Source organism: Arsukibacterium sp. UBA5043 (assembly GCA_002415085.1).
In the GTDB taxonomy this organism is placed as follows: Bacteria; Pseudomonadota; Gammaproteobacteria; order Enterobacterales; family Alteromonadaceae; genus Alishewanella.
The window spans coordinates 225,275-247,027 of sequence record DIBV01000001.1 but is presented as its reverse complement, the minus strand read 5'-3'; the positions used below and the strand labels follow the sequence as shown (position 1 = coordinate 247,027).

The window sequence follows — 21,753 nt, the reverse complement described above, 5'->3', positions numbered from 1 at the left end:
TGCCTTAGCGGGCCGTCTCAACCACAAAACGAGCGGCTGGGGTATGGGCGTAAACACTTCGGTCATACATCGACTGCGCTGCTACTGCCGGCACCATAAAATCACCAGCTGCCGTTACTTTTACCTGATATCGCAGCTCGGTCATCTGTGGTCCGAATGTCGCATAATAAACCAGGCGATCTTCACGGATGTCAATATAATCAGCACGCCAGCGTCCCTGCTCTCTGGTAACAGAGCTGCGCACCACACTAAAGCCAGCGGGCAGCAAATCAACGACGGCTACATTATTGTGCCAGTTGTTACTGGTACTGCGCAGACGCAACCTGACCGTCAACTCTTCACCTTGCCGTGCCTGGCTTACCACCTCGCCTTTGCTATTCAGATAGTCGCGCACCACTTCTAACTGCTCTGCCTGTTTTGTCGCTGGCGGCGTTTTGGCAAAGCCGCTTTCACTTATGGCATAAAACAACGCCGAGTCGCCTTCAATTATCAGTTTTTCGGCGTTGGCACCAAACGCCAGCCGTGACAGACTGCTGCGATTATCTGCAGCATGCAGCAAAGTGCGCTTACCGTCAGCACTTTGCTGATAAAACTGTGGCACTGCCGCATTACTGACAGTGTCAAGCTGCGCATACGCGGCCAGAGCCAGCACCGCGTAGGACGAGCCAATGGTATTATACTGATTGTCAAAAACCGGCTGCAGTAACTTGACGATGTTATCGCCATCCAGTGCTTTAGCCTGCTCAGGGAAATGGCGTGCCAGCAGGTAAACATATTGGGCATCCAGGCTTAGCTGTGGTTGAAAAGCCGGGTTAGCAAAAGGCGGCAACGGATTGGCAATCCGCTGCAAATAAGCCTGCTGGATAGGTGATACTTTGCCCAGGCGATAGTCGCCAATTAAACCGCGAGCCACCTCAGGCTGTTGTAACAACTGATAACTGGCTGCCATATAAATTGCCGTAATATCCGTTTGCCAGGCTTGCTGATGCTGCTGTTGCAGGCGCTCATGCAGTTCAACCAGATAGTTGGTAGTTACTTCACCGCTGCGGGTTAACAGGTAAATGGCGTTGGCACGCAGCCTGGCCTGATAAACATTGCCACCGCTTTGCCGGGCAACGTCCTGTAAAAAACTCAGCCCCTGACGATACAGGTAATCTGGCACGTCCAGGCCTTGTTCACGCGCTGCCATCAAAAAATGCATCACATAGATACTGGGGAAATCGGCAGTATTATAACCACCAGGCCAGAAACTAAAGCCACCATCGCTTTGCTGGCGTTCAGAGAGTTTCTGAATTAATACCGCAAACTGTTGTTGTACCATCGGCAACCGTGCCTGGTAACCGGGCTGTTGCACCAATCCAAGCCACGGAAACACCTGCGATACTACCTGCTCGGTGCAGCCATGAGGGTAATTCGCCAGATAATCCGTAAAGCTTTCTGCCAGCACCAACGGGTTAGCCGAGGCCGCCACATTAAGGTTGGCAAATTCACTGTATAACGGGTAGCGGGTGTTTAGTATTACCGGTGTATTGCTGCTATAACCGGCATTCAGCGTGGTCTGGTAATGCGTTGCCGGGCGGATACTTAAACTCACCTGGCGGCTTGACTCTTCCAGCAACTCAGCTTGCTGATAGCGGGCGCTGAAACGAAGCTCAACTGCACCCGGAGTATTACCCGCTTTTAAGCGAAATCGGGCACTGTGCTCACTGCCTTCGCTAATACTCAGATGTTGCTCAAGCGGGCTTAGCGCTGTTAGGCCTTCAGGCAAGGCCAGGTTAACCAGGATCTCGGCATTTTCGCCTGAGCCTTTAACGCCATTAGCCACCGAAATATTGACCTCAAACTCATCGCCAGGGGCGGCGCTTTGCAATACTTCCGGCGTTAACACAAAGGGACCCCGCACCTGAATATCCGTACTTTCAGCGCCAAGCGCAGTATCACTGACCGCTACGGCCATTAGCTTTAAATTACCGCTGAAACTGGCTGGTACCTCGACCTGCTGTTGTTGCAGCGTTGGCCCGGCTTTCACCACACCTAACCAGAACACCCCGGGCTGCTCGGCGCGCCGGGCAAATGGATTGAGGTTTTTTGCCAGCATCATGTCGGCTGACATTGCCATCCGTTCCCGGTCATCTCCGCCGATGCCGGCTAACTGGCGTTGCAGCAAACTGAACTCCGGTAAAATTAAATCGAGCATTTGCATACTGCGTACCTGCAGGGCCTTTTTTTGCAGAAAATGGCCAAGCGGATCAGGCAGCCGATAATCAGCTACCTGCAATATGCCCTCATCTACCCCATATAGCAGCAGATCCGCAGGCTGGCTGGTCTGGTAACTGACATTGAACACTTTACCCGGCCGCACCTCGGCCGGTGCCTGCAGGGTGATGCTTAATTGACGACTACTACGGTCGATATTAAAGGGCACCACGGCATAGCTTAACGGGCTGACAAATAATGCCTCTGAATCTGCCGCACGGACAAAGCTAACGTTGATATAGGCATTACCCTCTAAGCCTGCTGGTAATTGAATGCGCTGAATACTGCTGGTGGTATTGGCACTAAACCAGCTGAAGGCGTGCACTTTATCACTTTCAATACTGATTAAGCCGCTGCCGGTGTATGGCGCAGTAATATTCAGCTCTATCCACTGGCCGGCTTTATAATCGGCTTTATCCAACTTAACGGTTAAGGCGGCGTTTTTTTCCAGCATCGCAGCGACATTGCCCTCACCCACTACGCTAAAAGCCAGGCTGCCGAGCATGGTGCCATTACTATCGGCCAACTGCAGTTCAAAATCACCTGCAGTATCGGTTGGTAAGGGGTAATCGCTACCGTTCTGGTCAATACTGAATGGGGTTTGGCCAAGCATAATATCCTGCACAATACTCTGGTACTGGTAAGTGCCATCGTCTTGTTTTACCAGGCTGGTAACCGGGCGCTTTTCAATCAATTGCAAGCTAAGATCGTTTAAGCTTACCTGGCTTAGCGCACGATCAATAGCAATAAAATTAACGTTACGTTGTTGCTGCTTTTTAAGATAACCCAGTTCACCATCGGCTTTTACCGCAACCACATGGGTTAAAGGCGATAATAAACTGCTCAGCCGATGCTGCACACTGCGGCCACCACCTGCATCAAACCCTTCAGTGGTCACTACCAGCTGATAGGTACCGCCACTATATTGCTCTAATCCCAGCGCAAATTTTGCCCGGCCGTCAGCATCGGTTTGCTGCTCATCCAGCTGTTTTTCTACCCGCTCTGCTTTAACATTCGCCTGCTGAGGGCTTAGCACCTGATAATCGGGGTATTGTTGAAAGTTAAAATTACGGGGAATAAGCTCCAGCCTTGCCGAAACCCGACGCTGCTGAGCCGGGGTGCCAAATAAATTATCCAGCTGTACCTGCACTGTTAAATCGGCCGGCTTTAACCAGCCTTTTTCCGTTACAAGCTCAGCGCCCTGCTTAAACTGGCTGCTGATTTTCATCGTATCGGGTTGAAACTCTTCTACTGCAAAACTTACCGATCCCAGATGGCGCTGGGTATTGCCTTTGCTGTCGAGCAAACTGATACTGGCATGATATTTACCCGTATCACTCTGCGCCTGGGTATCCAGACTAAAGCTGTGCATACCGCGACCACTAAGGTTGAAATTTTGCTGCCAGAAGGTATTGCCCCGTGGCCCCTGCACCTGAATTTTTAACGGTAACTCGCTGGCGGCCGCCGTTAAGTCACTGTGGCGGATAATCGCGGCCAGCTTTACCTGCTCCCCCGGCCGATAAATGCCCCGGTCGCTGAACATATAGGCCGTTAAACTTTTGCTATCTTCAGGACCCTGATACTGCCCGCTGGTATTAAATTTAGAGTAATCGAGCTGACGGCTGTAGCGGTCGAATGGGATAAAACTGCTGTCAACGATACCATCGCGGTTACGACTAACCCGGTACACCACAGGTTGTTGTTCACGTTGCAAGCCGTCAGTTTTGCCAAAACTGACGGTACCGCGGTTGTTAGTTGTTGCACTAAACAATGGCACGCCGTTGCGGCCAAGCAAAGCAACCTCTGCCCCCGCTACCGGCTTGCCATCGGCAAGTGACAGCACAAACAGCTGCTGGCTACTGTCGCTGTTATGCTTTACCAGCAGGCCTAAATCGGTAACCAGTACCAGCCTTCTATCCAGTTGCTGACCTTCGCGCTCAGGCTCTGCCGGATCGAATTCACTTAGCTCGATAAAAAACAAGCCCATTCCCGCCTGCTGCAGATACGGCGTTAATGCCAGCGCCTGATAACTGGTTTCTTTCGGCGCAACATTGTTTACGGTATAGGTATGCTGCTGCAAACTGGTGATATTGTTTTCATTAAACTGGTAATGCTGAAAATATGGCTGACTGATATCACCGCCGGTCTGGGTAATCAAATGATTAAGTTGTTCAGGCAACAGCTTATGCAGTTTTACCCGCACACCTTTAACGCCGCGGCTTAGCAATTGCAGTTTCTGCTCACCGCTTAAGGTAAGCATGGCGCCCTCACCGACAATTTTCGCTTCTTTGGGATAAACCGGTGCCTGTACCACAGCCCGGTATTCATTGGCGAGGGTAAAGTTGCTGACCGATTGCAGCCCCGCTGGCACGCTGACAAAGACATACTGGCCAGGCGGTAAATCGAGCTTAATGCTAAAGGCGTTGTCATGGGCAAGCGCCGTGGCCATCAGTTCAAAATCCACCAGGCTGGCTTGCTGTAAAACGGTACTGTTAACCTCACCCGGTGACCAGTAATTTGATTTACGCCTTGGATGTTTTGGCAAAACATACAGCTTTAATTTATTTTGCAGCTCAGACCGGTTAATCCGATCGGTTAAACTTAACAGCAGCATTTGTTCCGGTTGCTGCTGCGGGTTGGGAACAATATCGGTATTTAGCTCGCTAACCTTTAAAAAGCTGCCTTTATCTGGCACCAGCAACTGTGCCTCAGTGGCGTCTGTGGTTTTGCCATCGCCCTGCGCTGCTTTCACGCCGGCTCGCAGTTTAAGGGTTAAGTACTGCTCCTGGGCCGGCAGGGTAAGGTTGGCTGACTGCACATACAGTTCGCGACCACTTTTATCTGCGGTTAAACTAAACGGCAAGGCCTGGGGTTCTGTACTGCCGAGTTCACCGTCTGGTCGCATCAGCATCGATAACTGCTGCTCAACTGCCGTCAATTCAACCGGATGGCTGAAATTAAGGGTAGCCACGACCTGGCGGTTAGCCGGATTTTCCGGATCCTGATAAAAACGCAACCGGTTGATTTCAGCGGTTAACGGCACAGTTTCAAAGCGGTATTGCTGCTGCGCCAGCTTAATTTCGCGGTTAAAAATGCGTTTATCCAGCTTAACCGTGTATTGCTGGCCAGCAGGCCAGGCGCTGTCGGGGGTAAAGGTTAAGGTATTGTCATCCTGCCATAACCACTTGCCTGCAACAGCCGGGCTGATAGTTACGCCATCACTTAATACTTCACCAATTAAGTCCAGCCGGGCGGCAGAGAGCACGGGTGCCGGCATTGATGTGCCACTTGAAGTGTTGGTATTGCGCGGTGTTGGCAAAGGCTCTGGTTCTGGTTCTGGCATAGCAACATCACCGGCGGCGGCAAAATCATAATGAAACGAAAGCTGCAATGCCGTAGGTTGCTCAATATCGTCCTGATAATGACCAAGCTTCGGATCACTGATCTCTGCCGTTACCAGCAAAGGTTTCGGTAACTGCTGGTAGTAGGAATATCCCGCCACTAACCCGGCCAGCAGCACCAGAACTAACAGCGTTGTGCCCCAGAAACGTCCGGGGTGGCTTTTCGCGCTCTGTTTTAATCTTAACAACCAGCCGGGCGCTGACCACTGAACCGCACCAAATACAGACCGAAAAACATGTTTAGCAGATGAGCCAGAGGCAGGCATAACCAATCCTTGTTAAAGCGGAGCTTCTGGAACGACAGATAGCACCACGGATAAAATCACATATAGTGCCGAGTATAGCCGGCAATAATTAATCACCGATGAACTATAGCAGTTTAGATTAAATCACTTAACTACTAACGGCTTACTTGTTGGTGAAGATTTGTTATAACTAAAAAAAGCCGCTGGTTGCCAGCGGCTTTGCTATTTGCACGAGAAACAGGCTTATTCGTTTGAACTAAAACCGTTGTCTGTAATAGCTACAGTGCTTACTTCACCCAGGCTTTGCGCCAGTTCATTAAGCTCACTGGCTTTACCAATAAGGACAAACTGCAATTGTTGCTGCGGAAAGTACTGGTTTATCAGGCGTTCAGTATCTGCCAGCGTCAGGCTATCCACTTTGTGTTCAAAGTTGTTAATAAAACCGTTATCCAGCTGATGTAAATGCATGCTGACCAGTAAATCGGCCAGTTGGTTGTTAGTTTCGTAGTTTGGTGGAAACTGGCCTTTGACATAAGCTTTAGCAGAATCGAGCGTGGCCTGATCAATGCCCTGCTGCCACAGCCGGCGATACGTTGCCAGCGCCAGCTCGATAGTTTGCCTGGTTGTTTCTGTTTTAGTAAAGGTACTAATTTGAAACGCACCACCGGCACTTAATGAGCTAAAACCGGAGCGGGCACCATAGGTTAAGCCGCTGTTTACCCGTAGTTCATCGTTCAGCCAGGAAGTAAAACGGCCACCTAAAATGGTATTAACAACTTCCAGACCAACATAATCTGGATTGTTCTGACTCACGCCTACACCGCCGATCATCAGGGTCGTTTCAGTGGCATCGGGCTTATCCACCAGCAGCACCCTGGCGGTTGCGGGTTTGCTAACTTCCCTCAGCTCAGATGTGCTAACACTTGCTCCGTGCCAGCTGGCAAAGCGGCCGGCCAACATGGCGGATAACTCTGCAATGTCAAAATCGCCGGCAACAGCTATGGCAATATTATCTGGTTGATAGTGGCGCTGATAAAAGTGGCTGACATCAGCCAGATTGAGCGCCGCCAGCGACTGCTCGGTACCGGTCGTAGGCTTAGCATAGGGATGGTTGCCATACAACAAGCTGTCAAAATAACGACTGATCACATTGCGGGGGCTTTCTTTGGCCTGCTGTTGCTGGGCCACCAGCCTGGCATGCAGCTTGGTAAACTCCTCTGGATTAAACTCAGGCTGGCGCAGCACAGCCGCCAGCAAATCCAGCATAGCAGCAGTGTCTTTTTGCATAAATGTCATGTTCAGATAACTGGCCTCTTTATCATTGCTGGTTACCAGACTGGCACCAATAAAGTCAGTTTGCTGTTCCAGTTGCTGTTTGCTTTTACCGCCGGCGCCCAGCAACAGACTTTGCGAGGTTAAAAATGCTTCGCCGCCTTGCTGATCCTGCACCGCGCCGGCGCCAACAAGCACCTCAATACTCAGCAGCGGTACTTCATGTTGTGGCAATAAATACAGGGTCAAGCCGTTATCCAGCACCTGTTTTTGATAGGCTGGTAACTGAAAACCATCATTTTGTTTAAAGGCAATCCCCTCTGCACCGACCGTGTTCGCATTGGTGGTATTTGCCGGGCTGGCAGTCGGTTGTGGCGCACTGGCGCAACCTGCCAGGGTAAAACAACAGGCTGTGACGGTGCTAAGCACCATTTTTTTAGATAAATAGTGGCTCATTCGTCAGCCTCCTCGGTTGCATCCAGCACCCCTACCGTGCGGTTTGCCCGGGTAAGATATTTTCCTGCCACCCGCTGAATATCAGCCGCGGTGACGTTATTAAACAATTCGGCCGTTTGGTACAATTTACGGTAGTCACCAAAATACAGCTGATAAGTACCAATATTATTGGCCTTACCATTAATGGTTTGCATATTGCGGTAAAAATCCATCAGTTGAATGTTTTTGGCTTTTTCCAGCTCACGGGCAGTTACGCCCTCTTCTGCTACCGCCCGCAGTGCTTTTAAGGTTGCCTGTTCCAGCGTGCTGGCGGCAACGCCCGGCCGGGCAATGGCATACACATAAAACAAGTTAGGATCGAACGACAACGGCAGGTTGGTAAACACATTAGTAGCCAGTTGCTGCTCTACCAATGCCTGATACAAACGGGAGCTTTTGCCGTTACTTAAAATGGTGCTCATCAGCTCCAGTGCGTAATAGTCCGGATCTGAGGTAGCCGGCACATGATAGCCCAGCATAATATTTGGCGAGGTCGCTGATGTTTTCTGAACAAACACCCGGCGCTGGCCTTTTTGCTCCGGCTCAACGGTTCTCACCTCGCGCGGTGCCGGCTGGGCCGGTATCGGCGCAAAGTACTGCTCTGCTAATTGCTTAACCTGCTCCAGGGTAACGGCACCGGCAATAACCACCACAGCGTTGTTTGGCGCATAATAGGTTTTATGGTATTGCACTAAATCTTCCAGGGTCCAGGCCTGAATATCAGACTCATGGCCAATAATTGACCAGCTGTAGGGGTGGGCCTGAAAAGCGACACTTTTCAGGGCTTCATTTAAGGTGCGGTAATTAGAGTTTTCCAGACCAGTACTGCGCTCAGATGTCACCACCCCCCGCTCGCTTTCCACCATGGCCGGATCAATAGCCAGATTGGCAATCCGGTCGGCTTCCAGCTCGAAAATGGTTTCAATCGCAGACTGCGGAAACCAGTTGGTGTAAACGGTCAGGTTCTCGGTGGTATAAGCATTATTGGCGCCACCGGATGCCTCCATAACCTGATCAAACATTTTCGGGCCATATTTTTCAGCGCCGTTAAACATCATATGTTCAAAGAAGTGAGAAATACCGGTAATGCCCGGCGCTTCATTGCGTGAACCCACTTTCCAGAATAAGTACATATTGGCGTTGGGAATAGAATGATCTTCCAAAACCAGAATTTGCATGCCGTTGTTTAAGGTAAATTGTTGTACTTCTTTTGCTGCGGTGCTTGCAGCCGCTGTATTCGCTGCAGCGGCCAGAGTTAGCCAAAGCGTCAGCCAACCTTTGCCGATTAATCGTTTCATAAGCGCTCCTCGCTTTTCAGCCTGATCAATACATCAGGTTAACCAGGCTAAACTATAGAAGTGTTGCTGAGGTGTAAAGTGGAGCATTGGTTTAAAGTGGAGCTTTGGCTAAAGTGTAACGAAATATCGCGCTGAAAAAGCCTGCCAGAACGGCTTAACGCAGTGCAAAGCAATGCAGTGGCCGGTACTGTAACCGATCATCCTGGCGGGCAGAGCAATAAAGGGCATACTGGTTAATCTGCAGGGTAACAGGTGCCAGCGACTGGTGTAATGCTGGCGAGCATTTAGCATGGCGTGCCAGGGTAATATGCGGCCGATATGTGTCATGGATATCGTTAAAGCCCTCTGCTTTACAAAGCGCAGCAACCTGCTGTTGCAAAGCAGTAAGCGGCGCCGGTACCTGCGAGGGGGCAACATAGAGAATTTCCGGCTTGGCAAAGCAGGCCAGATGATCCAGGGTCAGCGCAAAGGCCGGGCTGCTAATTGTGTTGGCAGCAGCAATCAGCCGCAGTTGCTGCTGTGCATCGACCTCGCCTAAGAAAAACAGGGTCAGATGCAGGTTATCGCTGGCGACAGCTTTGGCTTGCGGACACAGGCTAAGCGCCTGTTGCTGATACGCCAGCACCTGTTGTTGCTGCGCCTCTGACAATTTAAGGCAGAAAAACAGCCTTGTCATCAGTCTTTGGCCCGCCGGCTGGCTTTCGGTTTACCGCTGCTTGCCGGCTTGCCAGCTGCGCCGGACGGGTTACCGTATGAGTTAGCGGCCGCTTTGGCAAACGGTTTTTTAGGCTGATGCTTGCGTTGGCCGGCAATAGCCTTTGCCGCCGGGTTTAAGCCGGTATGGCGGCTAAGGGCCGGTTTACCGCCTTTACCGGGCTTTTTAAACTGCTCGTCTTTGCTCTCTTCCGGCACTAAACAGCCTTTGCTGCGACCAATTAAATGACTCAGACCCATTTTAATTAAGGCTTCGCGAATTTGCGGCCAGCCTTTGGGGTCGTGATAGCGCAGTATGGCCTTATGCAACCGGCGCTGCCGCTCACCTTTCGGTACCGGCACCACTTCGTCATTGGCTTTGTTAATGTTTTTCAGCGAATTCATTTCAGTGTGGTAAATGGTGGTCGCGTTCGCCATTGGGCTGGGGTAAAAGTTCTGTACCTGATCAAGCTTAAAGTCACGCTCTTTTAACCACAGCGCTAAATTCACCATATCCATATCGGTGGTACCCGGGTGGGCAGCAATAAAATACGGAATTAAATACTGCTCTTTGCCGGCTTCTTTACTGAAGCGGTCGAACATTTCTTTAAATTTGTCATAGGCGCCCATGCCCGGCTTCATCATTTTTGATAACGGGCCTTCTTCGGTATGCTCCGGCGCTATTTTTAAATAGCCACCAACATGGTGCTGCACCAGTTCGCGCACATAGTTGGGATCTTCCACTGCCAGGTCGTAGCGCACACCCGAGGCAATCAGCACTTTCTTAATGCCGGGTAAATTACGGGCTTCGCGGTATAGCTCTACCGTTGGGCTCTGATCAGTATCCATGTGCTCGCAGATGGTCGGATATACACATGAAGGCCGGCGGCAGGTTTGCTCAGCTTTCGGGTTTTTACAGTTTAAGCGGTACATATTGGCGGTTGGGCCGCCTAAATCGGAGATAACACCGGTAAATCCGGGTACTTTGTCGCGAATATCCTTTATCTCCTGCATTATCGACTCTTTCGAGCGGCTTTGAATAACCCGGCCTTCGTGTTCGGTAATCGAGCAGAACGAGCAGCCACCAAAGCAGCCGCGCATAATATTGACCGAGGTTTTAATCATTTCATAGGCAGGAATTTTCTCCTTGCCATACACCGGGTGCGGCACCCGCTGATAAGGCAGGCCAAACACTAAGTCCATCTCTTCGGTGCTAAGCGGAAACGCCGGTGGGTTTACCCACAAATGGCGGTCGCCATGGCGCTGCATAATGGCACGGGCACACCCCGGGTTGGTTTCCTGGTGCAATATCCGTGAGGCATGGGCATACAGCGGTTTATTAACGCTTACCTGCTCAAATGCCGGCAGTTTAACGTAGGTTTGCTCCCACGGCTTTTGCCGCGCTGGCTGCACCATTATCGGCTTAGCCTCTACTTCAGCCGGTTTGCTTAAATCAATCCCGGCTTTAGCAAATTCAGAATAGCTGCTACAGCCAACATCATCGGCGCCGTAAGGGTTAGAAATCGGGTCTATCTTGCCAATTTTATCAATGGCGGTGGAATCCACCCCGCGCCAGCCAGGCAGTGGTTCTTTACGGATCACCGCGGTGCCGCGCACATCCTGAATCTCACTGACTGGTATGCCGCTGGCAATCCGGTACGCCACTTCAATTAACGGCCGCTCGGCATTACCATAAATTAAAATATCGGCCTTGGCGTCAAATATCACCGAGCGGCGTATTTTCTCTGACCAGTAATCATAGTGGGCAATCCGGCGCAGGCTCGCCTCAATGCCACCAATAATCACCGGCACATCTTTATAGGCTTCTTTACAGCGCTGGGTGTATACCGTAACGGCGCGGTCCGGCCGCTTGCCGCCAATATCACCAGCGGTATAGGCATCGTCGTGGCGCAGCTTTTTATCGGCGGTGTAGCGGTTAATCATCGAGTCCATATTACCGGCCGACACGCCATAAAACAGGTTCGGCTTACCCAGGCGCATAAAGTCATCTTTGCTGTGCCAGTCAGGCTGGCAAATCAAGCCAACCCGGTAACCCTGGGCTTCTAACATCCGCCCTACTACCGCCATGCCAAAGCTGGGGTGGTCAACATAGGCATCGCCGACGACCAGAATCACATCGCAGCTGTCCCAGCCAAGTACATCCATTTCCTGGCGCGACATCGGTAAAAACGGCGCGGTGCCATAGCACTCGGCCCAGTATTTTGGATAAGAGAATAAGTCACGCTCAGGCGCCATCCGTGCTACAGGGGCAGATTTGCGGGAAACGATAGCAGCAGTGGACATAAATTAAGCACCTGAGTGAAGCAAGGGCGCGTATTATACAAGGAGTAATCGGGAAAGGCGAATGATCGAAGTTGGGGAAATGAAGCAAACCTACTTCAAGGTAAAACTGGCGGTTAATACTTAAAAATATTAGATTTACTTATTCTAATTATTTTAAATTCACTTTTTGACTAAAAGCCGATCCTCGGGGAATACTATTTGTGAAAAATAACACCCATTTTCTAGTGGATAAGCTTTAAGAAATACGTCATATTTTTTAGGTTCGTTAAAATGAACACAAAGTGCTTTAACTCCTTGGACAGCAGTGTACAAAGCCGATTGGGCCATTGCTATATCTGCGAGCGCAGATGACTTATGCACAGTAGCGTTGCGTCTTTTACGCAACCTCTCTGTTGATATGAATGGTTCTTTACTAAGATCTATCATTTTTCCAACTGCTTTTTCTGACAACTCAGTAATTGCAAAATAGTAGCCTGAGTTTTCGTACAGTTTTTCCGATAAATTAAACCCTTGTGGCGCTTTGATATACCTTTTTAGTAAATCAAATAAGGCAATTTCCATTAGTTGATTTGCACTGATTACAGCCAACTGACATAAAGCAGCATCTTCTGCCTCTATTTTAGAGGTTCCATTTGGTAGCACTTCATTGACCAATTTCCTCAATCCTACATATGTTTGCGACCATGAATTATGTCTCAACCATGAGATACCAAATGATGCACATATAAGAGCCATTCCAATTCCTCTCACTAAATTGCCGCACAAAAAGTTGGCAAACCCACTCAATTTTCGAGTCTCGCTGGCTTTAAAGAGTCCATATGCACTGTAAAAACCACACACCTTACTGCTGATGAGTGTGGAAAAAAACCAGCGGAGATTTGCTAAAAAGTTGGTATAAGAAGGTTGCAGTGTGGCACGGCATATCCTTGCTTGTTAAAGCATTTTTCTGACTGTGATTCCCTTATCTTTCCACAACTCTAACAAGCTGTCGCGGTAGTCAAAATCCGAAGTCTGATGGATAATTGAGAAAATTTCCTGCCCTGCTCTAGTTAGATTAACCGGAGATAGGGATAGTGATGCCTCCTCTTCAGGCAATGTAATATCAAAACTTTCACCAAAGTAAACTAATTCAAAGCGACGCGATGAAATTTTATACCCATCCCAAATATTTAATTCTACTAGACCACACGTCTGCAACACCAACATATCTCTATATTCTAATAAGGCATCACCTACACCTCCTACACCTCCTACACCTCCTACACCTCCTACACCTAAATCATTTTCAAAAGGTACAGAAATTACGACACATGAGTCTGAATATCTCCATACATATTTAGACAGCCTTGAAAATAGCTGAGCTTCATTTTGTTGAAGTGTTTTAAGTATATTCAAAGTGCGAACAGAAAATGAACCAGGTTTAGCTACCTCGCCAGCAAGTACCCTTGCCCACACAGACTGCATACTCTCGTTACTAATATTTTGACAGTTGTCAAAAAAATTCATCATCCACTCTTGTTCAGCTAATTCTTCTGAGACCTTATTGGGTAGCTCACTCAAGGACTTTTCAATAATAGATTCAATATTTTCTTGCCGTATAAGCTCTTGATGATTTAAACGAGCCAGTGCTCGAGATTCAATGCTAGAGATTTCAAGCTTTGCTTTTGCCTTTATTATTGAAGCATCAGCCTCTGCTCTTGCTATATTCCTGATTTTTCTAGGCTCATAAACAGTTCCAATCGCACATTGGATAGATTCAATCAACTTCGTAATTGGTTTCGACAAACCACTTAAACTAACTGCGGAAAATTCGTTTTTTGTCATATTTCCTCTGAAGAAACCTTGGAGTAAAATCTGTTTGCATTACAATTGCACAGATTCAAACGCTTAGCTTTTGCCTGCATCATTCACATCATTCAAAAGTCACCAGTACAGCTTAGTTGACTTAAATTTGCTGTTACATTTACCGAAAAAACAAACTAGGTCAAGGCTTTATTTGCTGCAATAGCAATGGGCGCATTGGCAGTATGGCTTTACTTTTTAGGTGAGCGGTCGCTGACAGCGGCTATTGGTGCCTGCTGGGCTGACTCACAGCCACAACGTTTTGTGAAAGGTAATTGGCAAAAACAGGATGCTACAAGTTGTTGTATATTCGCATTATGACAAGTATTTTAATCATCAACTTTTTATGATTTATAGCTAAGGATTAACAAATGAGGTTCACCTTAATATTTTTCGCTTTTCTTATTTCTTTTCAGCCACTTGCAAATGACTCCATTGCTGAAAAAGTTTGTAATGCTTATAAAAATGAAGACGATAGGAAAAAGTGCTTCAGCGAATTAAAAGAGCAAGAATTGATTGAAACCGCCGAAATTCTCCCGCCCGCCAAATACATAACTTTTAAATGGGGAAGTTCTGCTTGTAGAGACATTAAGTATTGGCAGCAAGCCATCGAAAGAACGTTCAGTAAGGATCCGCAGGCGTTCAGAGATGTTGATAATAATTGCAAGTATTTGCGTGAAGCCACTGTAGTGTATGGTGTATTACAAAAGGAATTTCACATATCGACTGAACTAGCTCAAATTAAAGCTAGCGACGGACATACTTACTGGATTGAGTTGCCTGCTGTTTTACCAATTACCTCCGAAAGGGAAACGCGACCCGATAATTGGACCACTGATTTGAGAGAGCTCAACTAAGCCATCGTCAGAAAAGCATCTTTAGTTGCTGAGCTTTTTTTTACCTTCAATTTCATTACCGCTTGAACCAGCTCCACGCTTTATCCAAGAGAATGGACAGGGTCAAGTTTTGCGTTTTGCCTATTTATTCCAGGTGATAAATATGATCGGCATAGCGCTTACCGGCAATGGTATGGGCATCCGGTACTATTGCTGCCAGATTAAAACCGACTTTCTCCAGCACCCGCTCGGAACCAATATTGCCCTCTGTCACTACCGCTTTAAACTTAGTAATGCCCTGGGTTGTTTTCGCCCAGTTTACTAACGCCGCTAGCGATTCAGTGCCAAAGCCCCTGCCATAAAACTGCGGCAACAACAGATAGCCCACCTCTGCTTCACCGCTGGTTAAACATAAGCCAGTTACGCCTATCGCTTGCCCTGTTTCACGCAAGGTAATGGTAAGACACAGCCAATGTTCAGCGGTGTTATGCCATGGAGCTAGCCGTTGCTGAAATTTCTCTTGCAGCTCAGCCTTAGTGGGCGGATCAAAACACAAAGCAATGACATCAGCCTCAGTGTGCAAAGCCTGAAACAACGGCCAGTCGGCTGAGGTGAGTGGAACCATAGTTAAATAAAAAGTTGTTATCTTCATTTCAGGCTACTTAATATTTTTCAGTGCTGTGCGCTATACCAGCGCTATGCCAGCATTAGCATGGCCTATTCGTCTGAGAGAAAAATGCAGTGTTTGGCAAAGTCTTTCGCTTCGTTGGCGCTCCAGTCGCCTTTGGGTTTATTTTCTAACTGCTCACACCATTTTTTCGAGCCCACTTCCGGTGCACAACCTGTCAGTAGTAAAGCCGTTGCCAGTAAGATTAACGCTGCTAATTTCATTATTTTACCTTTTCACGCTTAAATTGCCGATTACATTTGCCGAAAAGCCAAGCTTGGTCAAGGCTTTATTTGCTGCAAAAACAAAGGGCGCAATAATGCGCCCGTAAGATGGTTTGGTGTACCAGCCAGTTTAATGCGCAGCCAGTTGGTGGTAGAACTCGGGGTTGTCTTGAATCGTGGCCAGCACTTTGGCGGCCAGGCCGGTTGGGTTGCGGCGTTTGCTTTCCCAGCTTTTAATGGTATCAACACTGGTACCCAGTGCCTGGGCTAATTGCGCCTGAGTGATGGCTAAGCTTTCACGCAGCGCTTTAACATCAGCCACCTCATAGCGGGTTACCCGGCTTGCTTGTTTGCGCCCTTGCTTAATCTCCACCGCTTCGGTCAGAGAATCCTTTAAATCATTAAAGATACTCATACTACACCTCGCCTTTAAGTAACTTGGTTAACTGCTTTAACTCAGCTTTTTCAGCTGCAGTCAGGCTGTCTTTCTCGTTTTTGGCATAGGCCAGCAGCATATAGATAACTTCTGCCGTTGCCAGAAAATAGATGACCCTGGCGCTGCCGCTTTTACCCTGCCCAGCAGTTGCCATACACACCTTGCGTAGCCCACCAGTACCTGTGATCAGATCGCCTTTCATCGGCTGAGCGATAAGCTCTAGTTGCAGTACCCTTAGCTCGTCATCAGTAGCAATTTGCTTGATCTGCTTGGTAAATAGCGATGTCTCAATAAACTCGATGGCATGCCATATCAAAACTTCCCTCCTTGTAAGTCACCAATGATGTACATAGTACACCTTGAGATTTAATTATCCAAGCTAATGCTCCCTGCCAGAAATGTTAGAGCACAAAATGCGCCCCTACATTGGATTAGCTTGGTTGCTAAGCCTCAGGTTTTTAGCAAGCCGGCAGTTTCAGAAGGCATCCAGCTGATAAATATGATCGGCATAGCGCTTACCGGCAATGGTATGGGCAGCCGGTACTACTGCAGCCAAACTAAAACCGACTTTCTCCAGCACCCGCTCTGAACCAATATTGCCCTCTGTCACTACCGCTTTAAACTTAGTAATGCCCTGGGTTGTTGTCGCCCAATCTACTAACGCTATTAGCGATTCAGTGCCAAAGCCCCTGCCATAAAACTGCGGCAACAACAGATAGCCCACCTCTGCTTCACCGCTGGTTAAACATAAGCCAGTTACGCCTATCGCTTGCCCTGTTTCACGCAAAATAATGGCAAGACACAACCAATGTTCTGCGGCGTTATGCCAGGGCGTTAGCCGATGCTGAAACTTTTGTTGCAGCTCAGCCTCAGTGGGCGGGTCAAAACACAAGGCAATTACAGCAGCCTCAGTGTGCAAAGCCTGAAACAACGGCCAGTCGGCTGCGGTAAGTGAAACCATAGTTAAGCGAGAAGTTGTTATCTTCATTTCAGGCTACTTTATGTTTTTCAGTGCTGTGCGCTATCCCAGCGCTATGCCAGCATTAGCATGGCCTATTCGTCTGAGCGAAATATGCAATGTTTGGCAAAGTCTTTCGCTTCATTGGCGCTCCAGTCGCCTTTGGGTTTGTTTTCTAACTGCTCACACCATTTTTTTGAGCCTACTTCTGGGGCACAACCTGTCAGTAGTAAAGCTGTTGCCAGTACGATTAACGCTGCTAATTTCATTATTTTTCCTCTTCACGCTTAAATTGGCGATTACATTTGCCGAAAAACCAAGCTTGGTCAAGGCTTTAATTTTTTCGTCACATGGTTTGCTTAGGTTTTGTTGTTGTCTGCCGGCGGCGTAATTAGTCATTTAACACCGCTATCAACGCCGCTTTTACCACGTCATACCGAGCCGCCAGTTGGCGATGGCGCGAGGTAACAAAGTACAGTGGTTCGCTCACGCTGTTGGGTGCTTCGTACTGCTTTACCTCTGCTGCATCAGCAAAGTGCTTCAGGGTACTGCTGGGCAGTACGGTAAAGCCCAGACCCTTGCTAACCGGTAATAAAATTTGTGATAGCTGGTTAATCCGGCCTGACTGGCGAAATATGGCCGGATCGCAATCGGATAAGGCGTGATCGCCACAATGGCTGAAATACAAATTCAGATAATGACTGGCATCAGGGTGCTGGATCAGCCCCAGCGACATCAGCTTGGAAATAATATCGCTATTACCGTTAATATTCGCCGGTAACATTAACGCTAGTGGTTCGGTACCGGCTTGCTGATAGCTAAAATTATCCTCGTCTGGCTGCTGCGTGCTGATGCCAAGGTCAATTGTTGATTGGCTAATGCCCTGAAAGATACTGCGATGCGGCGCCACTTCAAGCTGAATAGTCAACCCCGGATGCTGGCGTTGCAGCATCAGCAGCGACGGATAAATGCGCTGTGCCAATGCCCCGGAGCAGGCAATAACACATCGACCTTCATAAGGCGCATCAAATTTAAGGCTATCGAAAAGCTGCTCTTCCCGCTGCTGTTGCGCCAGTGCGTACTCATACACCTGACGACCTTGCTCGGTTAACTCGATGCCCTTGCCTAATCGCACCACCAATGCCGTGCCACAGCTTTGCTCCAGCTTTTTAAGCTGCTGACTAACACCGGGCTGGGTCATAAACCGTAGCCCGGCGGTGCGGGTAAAACTGCCGGTTTCAACCAGCGTTATAAAGGTGGCCAGCCATTGCGGATTAAGCATGCTATAAATTTTAGTTATCAGTTTAATAATTAATGATAATTTTTTATTAGCACACTGTCCAGCTAACATAAGTCTGTACAGCTAACATAAATGTGTTCAGCTAAAAAAGTAGCTAAAGTAAATACAGGAGCTAAACCATGACAGACGCCACCAAAACCTATCCCAGAACGTTCTCCCATATTGGCATCTCGGTACCAGACTTAGATGCTGCGGTAAAATTTTATACCGAGGTGCTGGGCTGGTATTTAATTATGGCCCCCACTAAGGTTACCGAGGATGAATCTCCCATTGGCCTGATGTGTACCGATGTATTTGGCGCAGGCTGGGATCATTTTCACATCGCCCATATGTCGACCGGTGACAGAATAGGCATTGAGTTATTTCAATTTAAGAATCAACAAAACCCTGAGAACAACTTTGAATACTGGAAAACCGGGGTGTTTCATTTTTGCGTGCAAGACCCTGATGTTGAAGGCCTGGCCGAGCGCATTGTTGCCGCCGGTGGTAAAAAACGAATGAAAGCCCCCCGTTATTATTACCCGGGCGAGAAACCTTATCGGATGATTTATATGGAAGATCCGTTTGGCAATATTCTGGAGATTTACAGCCACAGCTATGAGTTACATTATGCCAGCGGCGCCTATAATTAACAGCAACGACAAACGTTAAGGGCGCGATACAAGCGCCCTATTTTGCTTTAATCTGCTGGCTAGCACTAAAATTATTAGCAGCTTGCTCTTTATACCCAAATTGACGTACCACTTTTCTGCTATTATAAGGCTCACATCACCGATAGCTTTTGCAACCTTACTAAACATAACCTTGATTTTAAAAGGAACAGGTTAAATGTTTAAAACACCAACGCTTGCCGCGATATTCTTATTCTGTTTTAGCAGTACTATTTTGGCTGAAGAATTTCAATTTGTTGACTCTACTTTTTGTCCTTTTATTTGTGATCCTGTCGTCGAAGGCAGGGAGGGTTTTGTTATCGACATTTTGCGGGATGCGTTAGCAACACAAAATCATACGATGAACTTTACTATCGTACCCTATAAAAGAGCATTGAGTATGGTTCGCAGCGGCGAAGCCCACGCCCTACCTGATATTTATCAAGCAGACGCGCCCGATCTTATTATTGGTAACGCCGTACTTAGGTTTGGCAATAACCAGTTTTTTGTAAGACAAGATTTTAAGTGGCGATATACGTCGTCAGACAGCTGGAACGAAATTATGATTGGTGTGGTTGATGGTTATACATTTGCGCATAAAGAGTTTGATGAGTACTTAAAAAAGCAGAAAGAAAACCCAAATAGTAAGGTACTTTTTATAGGCGGTGAGCATGCGTACACTCGACTGATAAAGTTACTATTAAGCAATAGGATAGACGCGATAGTAGATGACAAGGCGTTTATTCAGTATGAATTAGCCCGCTTTAATCGGGAAAATAACAATGAAAATATTGTTTCTGTCGTTAGCGCCGGCACACTGTCTACAGCAGGCCAACATGTCGTCGCTTATAGCCCTGAGCACCCTGAAACCGCAAAATTATTGATGGAAATAATTGATCCCTTTGTTACAAACTTATATTTAACAGGAGAGATTGATACGTACTTAACGCCCTATGGCATTGACTAATCTGTATAGCCACTTTGAAAATCTCAGCCAGGCTGAAACGGCGCTGATAAAACAGCCTATGTCACTGCAGGTATGAAATATCTTATTTACAGCACTAACCAATGCTTTTGTAACCAAACCTTGTAAAATTTGATAAATTATTAATTTCACTGTTGGTTTATTTTACAACTCACCAAACATCCCGACATTAAAAAAACATAAAACAGCTACTATCAATCACTTATAAAATAGGCGCGATTTTTGCTTAAAAACTCGGCCCTAACTTAGGGCATTGGATTTACACATGTAGTTAAGGAAAAACATGAAAAAAATAATAAATGTGCTGCTGATAACAATTAGTTTAATGGTGTTTAACGCGAAAGCGGGCATTATCAATAATTTTGACTTACCAAGAGTTAATGACGCCACACCATCTGATGCTCTGATATTGTGGGATATGCTTGATGGTATTCAAGGCAAAATGCTGTCTTTCGATTTACTTATGACCTGGAACGATCAGGGCTGGGGTAATCAGAAAGGCCGTATTTTCTATCAGATTAATGACCTTGACCCGGTGTATATCGATCTTGCACCACATGACCCGATAACTGCAATGTTCTCTATCAGGGATATTATGGCGCCAGCTGGAAGCTCGCTGCGTCTGTACTACACCGTAGGTGGTGGCGGTGGTCATCAGTTATTTATCTCTGATGCCAGTATCAGTGTTACCTCCGTGCCTGCACCTTCTACTCTGGCGCTGTTTGGTCTGGTATTAGCGGGCGCAGCCTTTGGCCGGCGCAAATTCAAAACTGCTAAGTGATCATGCAGTTTATTAATCAAGCTATCTGCTAACAGATAGCTTGATTATCTCAACAACCTCTTTGCTTAAAACCCACACTGCTGCTTAAGCGCGGCAATATCATCTGTCGTCAGGCTTTGCTGCCCGGGGTTCAGCGCGTAATGCATTACCGAGGTACTGCTATCGGTGTGGCCAAGGCCAAGAGCATGGCCAAATTCATGCGCCAGGGTCAGTTGTAGTGCTGCAGGCGTGCTGTAAGCAAAAATGGTCATCTTCCGCTGTTTGTGAGTGACTTCCATTAAACCGACTTCCGACACCCGAAGCGGCTGCTGGTCTGCCAATAGTGCATTGCGGTCGGTAACAGTTTCATTCAGATATTGGTTTTCACGCAATAGTTGGGCCTGCTGCTCGTTCAACACGTCAGCCTGTTGCTGCAATTGTTGCTGACGCTGTTGTAACCGCTGTTGTTGCTGTTGCAGCGCGGTCACTTCAGCCTCGCTGGCATTAGCTGCTTGTTGCTGAAATGCAGCGATATCTGCTGCTAACCTTTGGTTTTGTTGCTCAAATTCATGCTGGCGTTGCTGCAGCTGACTGCGTTGCTGATTCAGAGTGGCTGCACGCTGATCTATGTTCGTGTCGTACCGAGCCAGGTTTCGTTCCAGCAAGGCTTGTTGCAACATAGCCTGCTGACGCTCGTCATATTGAAAATTAATTGGAAAACCGTTCACGCTGTCATAGCGAAACAGTTCCTGGTCAAAGGCATTGTTCCACTGTGCTGCAGCATTATGGGCAGCCTGTTCGGCTTGGTCTGCAGCTAACGAAAATGCAGGGTCAAGTTGACCAATGCGCCATAGTATCGGTATCTGACATAATTGCTGTGCCAGTGCCTGCTCTGCCCGCTGCTGCAGCACTTGCGGCGATGATTGCTTAACGCCGGCAAATGCTGATAGCAGCAAATAACTGCCTACTAACAGCAGCGCTAAAAACACTAATCTGGCCAGCATGGTTTATTCCTATATTAGTTAGCAACAGCATATTTTAAATAAAGAAGTAAAAAAATGGCGCCTCATCTCAGATAATGCGTTACGCAAACCTGGGCTGAACGCGCCAATTCTAAGCCACGATATTTAA

General features: G+C 47.8%; 19 protein-coding genes. 4 read left to right on the top strand and 15 right to left on the bottom strand.

Annotated features, from left to right (window positions below):
• Window positions 1-4: 4 nt before the first annotated feature.
• From B2Q61_RS01115 to B2Q61_RS01085, 7 genes are all read right to left on the bottom strand, one after another.
• Window positions 5-5,923: an alpha-2-macroglobulin gene (locus B2Q61_RS01115; RefSeq protein ID WP_290616631.1), complete on the bottom strand. Its 5,919-nt coding sequence runs from the start codon at window positions 5,921-5,923 to the stop codon at window positions 5-7.
• A gap of 222 nt (window positions 5,924-6,145) precedes the next feature.
• Window positions 6,146-7,630 (bottom strand): M16 family metallopeptidase, encoded by a 1,485-nt coding sequence (locus B2Q61_RS01110; RefSeq protein WP_290616633.1) that lies wholly within the window; start codon window positions 7,628-7,630, stop codon window positions 6,146-6,148.
• Window positions 7,627-8,967 (bottom strand): M16 family metallopeptidase, encoded by a 1,341-nt coding sequence (locus tag B2Q61_RS01105; protein WP_290616635.1) that lies wholly within the window; start codon window positions 8,965-8,967, stop codon window positions 7,627-7,629. Before B2Q61_RS01105 ends, B2Q61_RS01110 begins: the two co-directional genes overlap by 4 nt.
• Before the next feature lie 154 nt (window positions 8,968-9,121).
• Window positions 9,122-9,643: an RNA 2',3'-cyclic phosphodiesterase gene (thpR, locus tag B2Q61_RS01100; RefSeq protein WP_290616637.1), complete on the bottom strand. Its 522-nt coding sequence runs from the start codon at window positions 9,641-9,643 to the stop codon at window positions 9,122-9,124.
• Window positions 9,643-11,916 carry a YgiQ family radical SAM protein gene (locus B2Q61_RS01095; protein ID WP_290616804.1) on the bottom strand — a complete coding sequence of 758 codons (2,274 nt, stop codon included), beginning with the start codon at window positions 11,914-11,916 and terminating at the stop codon, window positions 9,643-9,645. The genes thpR and B2Q61_RS01095 overlap by 1 nt, the downstream gene beginning before the upstream one ends.
• Window positions 11,917-12,123: 207 nt before the next feature.
• On the bottom strand, window positions 12,124-12,699 hold the full coding sequence (locus B2Q61_RS01090; RefSeq protein WP_290616639.1) for a hypothetical protein: 576 nt from the start codon (window positions 12,697-12,699) through the stop codon (window positions 12,124-12,126).
• A 198-nt stretch (window positions 12,700-12,897) separates the two neighbouring features.
• The gene (locus B2Q61_RS01085) at window positions 12,898-13,788 is read right to left on the bottom strand and encodes a DUF2806 domain-containing protein (protein WP_290616641.1); all 891 of its coding nucleotides are present in this window, start codon (window positions 13,786-13,788) and stop codon (window positions 12,898-12,900) included.
• Between the two features lie 389 nt (window positions 13,789-14,177).
• Here B2Q61_RS01085 and B2Q61_RS01080 point away from each other — a divergent pair, with 389 nt between their 5' ends.
• Complete coding sequence (locus tag B2Q61_RS01080) at window positions 14,178-14,663, top strand: hypothetical protein (protein WP_290616643.1); 486 nt, start codon at window positions 14,178-14,180, stop codon at window positions 14,661-14,663.
• Between the two features lie 124 nt (window positions 14,664-14,787).
• Here the strand turns inward: B2Q61_RS01080 and B2Q61_RS01075 are convergent, their stop codons facing one another.
• From B2Q61_RS01075 to B2Q61_RS01045, 7 genes are all read right to left on the bottom strand, one after another.
• Entirely contained in the window at window positions 14,788-15,294 is a 507-nt protein-coding gene (locus B2Q61_RS01075; protein ID WP_290616645.1) for a GNAT family N-acetyltransferase, read from the bottom strand.
• Between the two features lie 65 nt (window positions 15,295-15,359).
• Window positions 15,360-15,533: a DUF3012 domain-containing protein gene (locus B2Q61_RS01070; protein WP_290616647.1), complete on the bottom strand. Its 174-nt coding sequence runs from the start codon at window positions 15,531-15,533 to the stop codon at window positions 15,360-15,362.
• Window positions 15,534-15,663: 130 nt separating this feature from the next.
• Entirely contained in the window at window positions 15,664-15,948 is a 285-nt protein-coding gene (gene nadS, locus B2Q61_RS01065; RefSeq protein WP_290616649.1) for a NadS family protein, read from the bottom strand.
• 1 nt (window position 15,949) lies between these two features.
• Entirely contained in the window at window positions 15,950-16,282 is a 333-nt protein-coding gene (locus B2Q61_RS01060) for a type II toxin-antitoxin system RelE/ParE family toxin (protein ID WP_414631476.1), read from the bottom strand.
• Window positions 16,283-16,444: 162 nt separating this feature from the next.
• A complete protein-coding gene (locus tag B2Q61_RS01055; protein WP_290616651.1) occupies window positions 16,445-16,957 on the bottom strand; it encodes a GNAT family N-acetyltransferase in 513 nt (170 codons plus the stop codon).
• Between the two features lie 65 nt (window positions 16,958-17,022).
• The gene (locus B2Q61_RS01050) at window positions 17,023-17,196 is read right to left on the bottom strand and encodes a DUF3012 domain-containing protein (RefSeq protein ID WP_290616653.1); all 174 of its coding nucleotides are present in this window, start codon (window positions 17,194-17,196) and stop codon (window positions 17,023-17,025) included.
• A 122-nt stretch (window positions 17,197-17,318) separates the two neighbouring features.
• Window positions 17,319-18,209 (bottom strand): LysR family transcriptional regulator, encoded by an 891-nt coding sequence (locus B2Q61_RS01045; protein ID WP_290616655.1) that lies wholly within the window; start codon window positions 18,207-18,209, stop codon window positions 17,319-17,321.
• Window positions 18,210-18,346: 137 nt separating this feature from the next.
• Between B2Q61_RS01045 and B2Q61_RS01040 the strand changes: the two genes are divergently transcribed.
• The 3 genes from B2Q61_RS01040 (at window position 18,347) to B2Q61_RS01030 (ending at window position 20,643) form a co-directional block, all read left to right on the top strand.
• Window positions 18,347-18,859, top strand: coding sequence for a lactoylglutathione lyase family protein (locus tag B2Q61_RS01040; protein WP_290616657.1), 513 nt, complete (start codon window positions 18,347-18,349; stop codon window positions 18,857-18,859).
• Window positions 18,860-19,055: 196 nt separating this feature from the next.
• Window positions 19,056-19,844, top strand: coding sequence for a hypothetical protein (locus tag B2Q61_RS01035; protein ID WP_290616659.1), 789 nt, complete (start codon window positions 19,056-19,058; stop codon window positions 19,842-19,844).
• A 301-nt stretch (window positions 19,845-20,145) separates the two neighbouring features.
• Window positions 20,146-20,643 (top strand): PEP-CTERM sorting domain-containing protein, encoded by a 498-nt coding sequence (locus B2Q61_RS01030; RefSeq protein ID WP_290616661.1) that lies wholly within the window; start codon window positions 20,146-20,148, stop codon window positions 20,641-20,643.
• A gap of 65 nt (window positions 20,644-20,708) precedes the next feature.
• On the opposite strand, the gene B2Q61_RS01025 is transcribed toward B2Q61_RS01030, so the two are convergent.
• Window positions 20,709-21,626, bottom strand: coding sequence for a matrixin family metalloprotease (locus B2Q61_RS01025; protein WP_290616663.1), 918 nt, complete (start codon window positions 21,624-21,626; stop codon window positions 20,709-20,711).
• Window positions 21,627-21,753 lie beyond the last annotated feature (127 nt).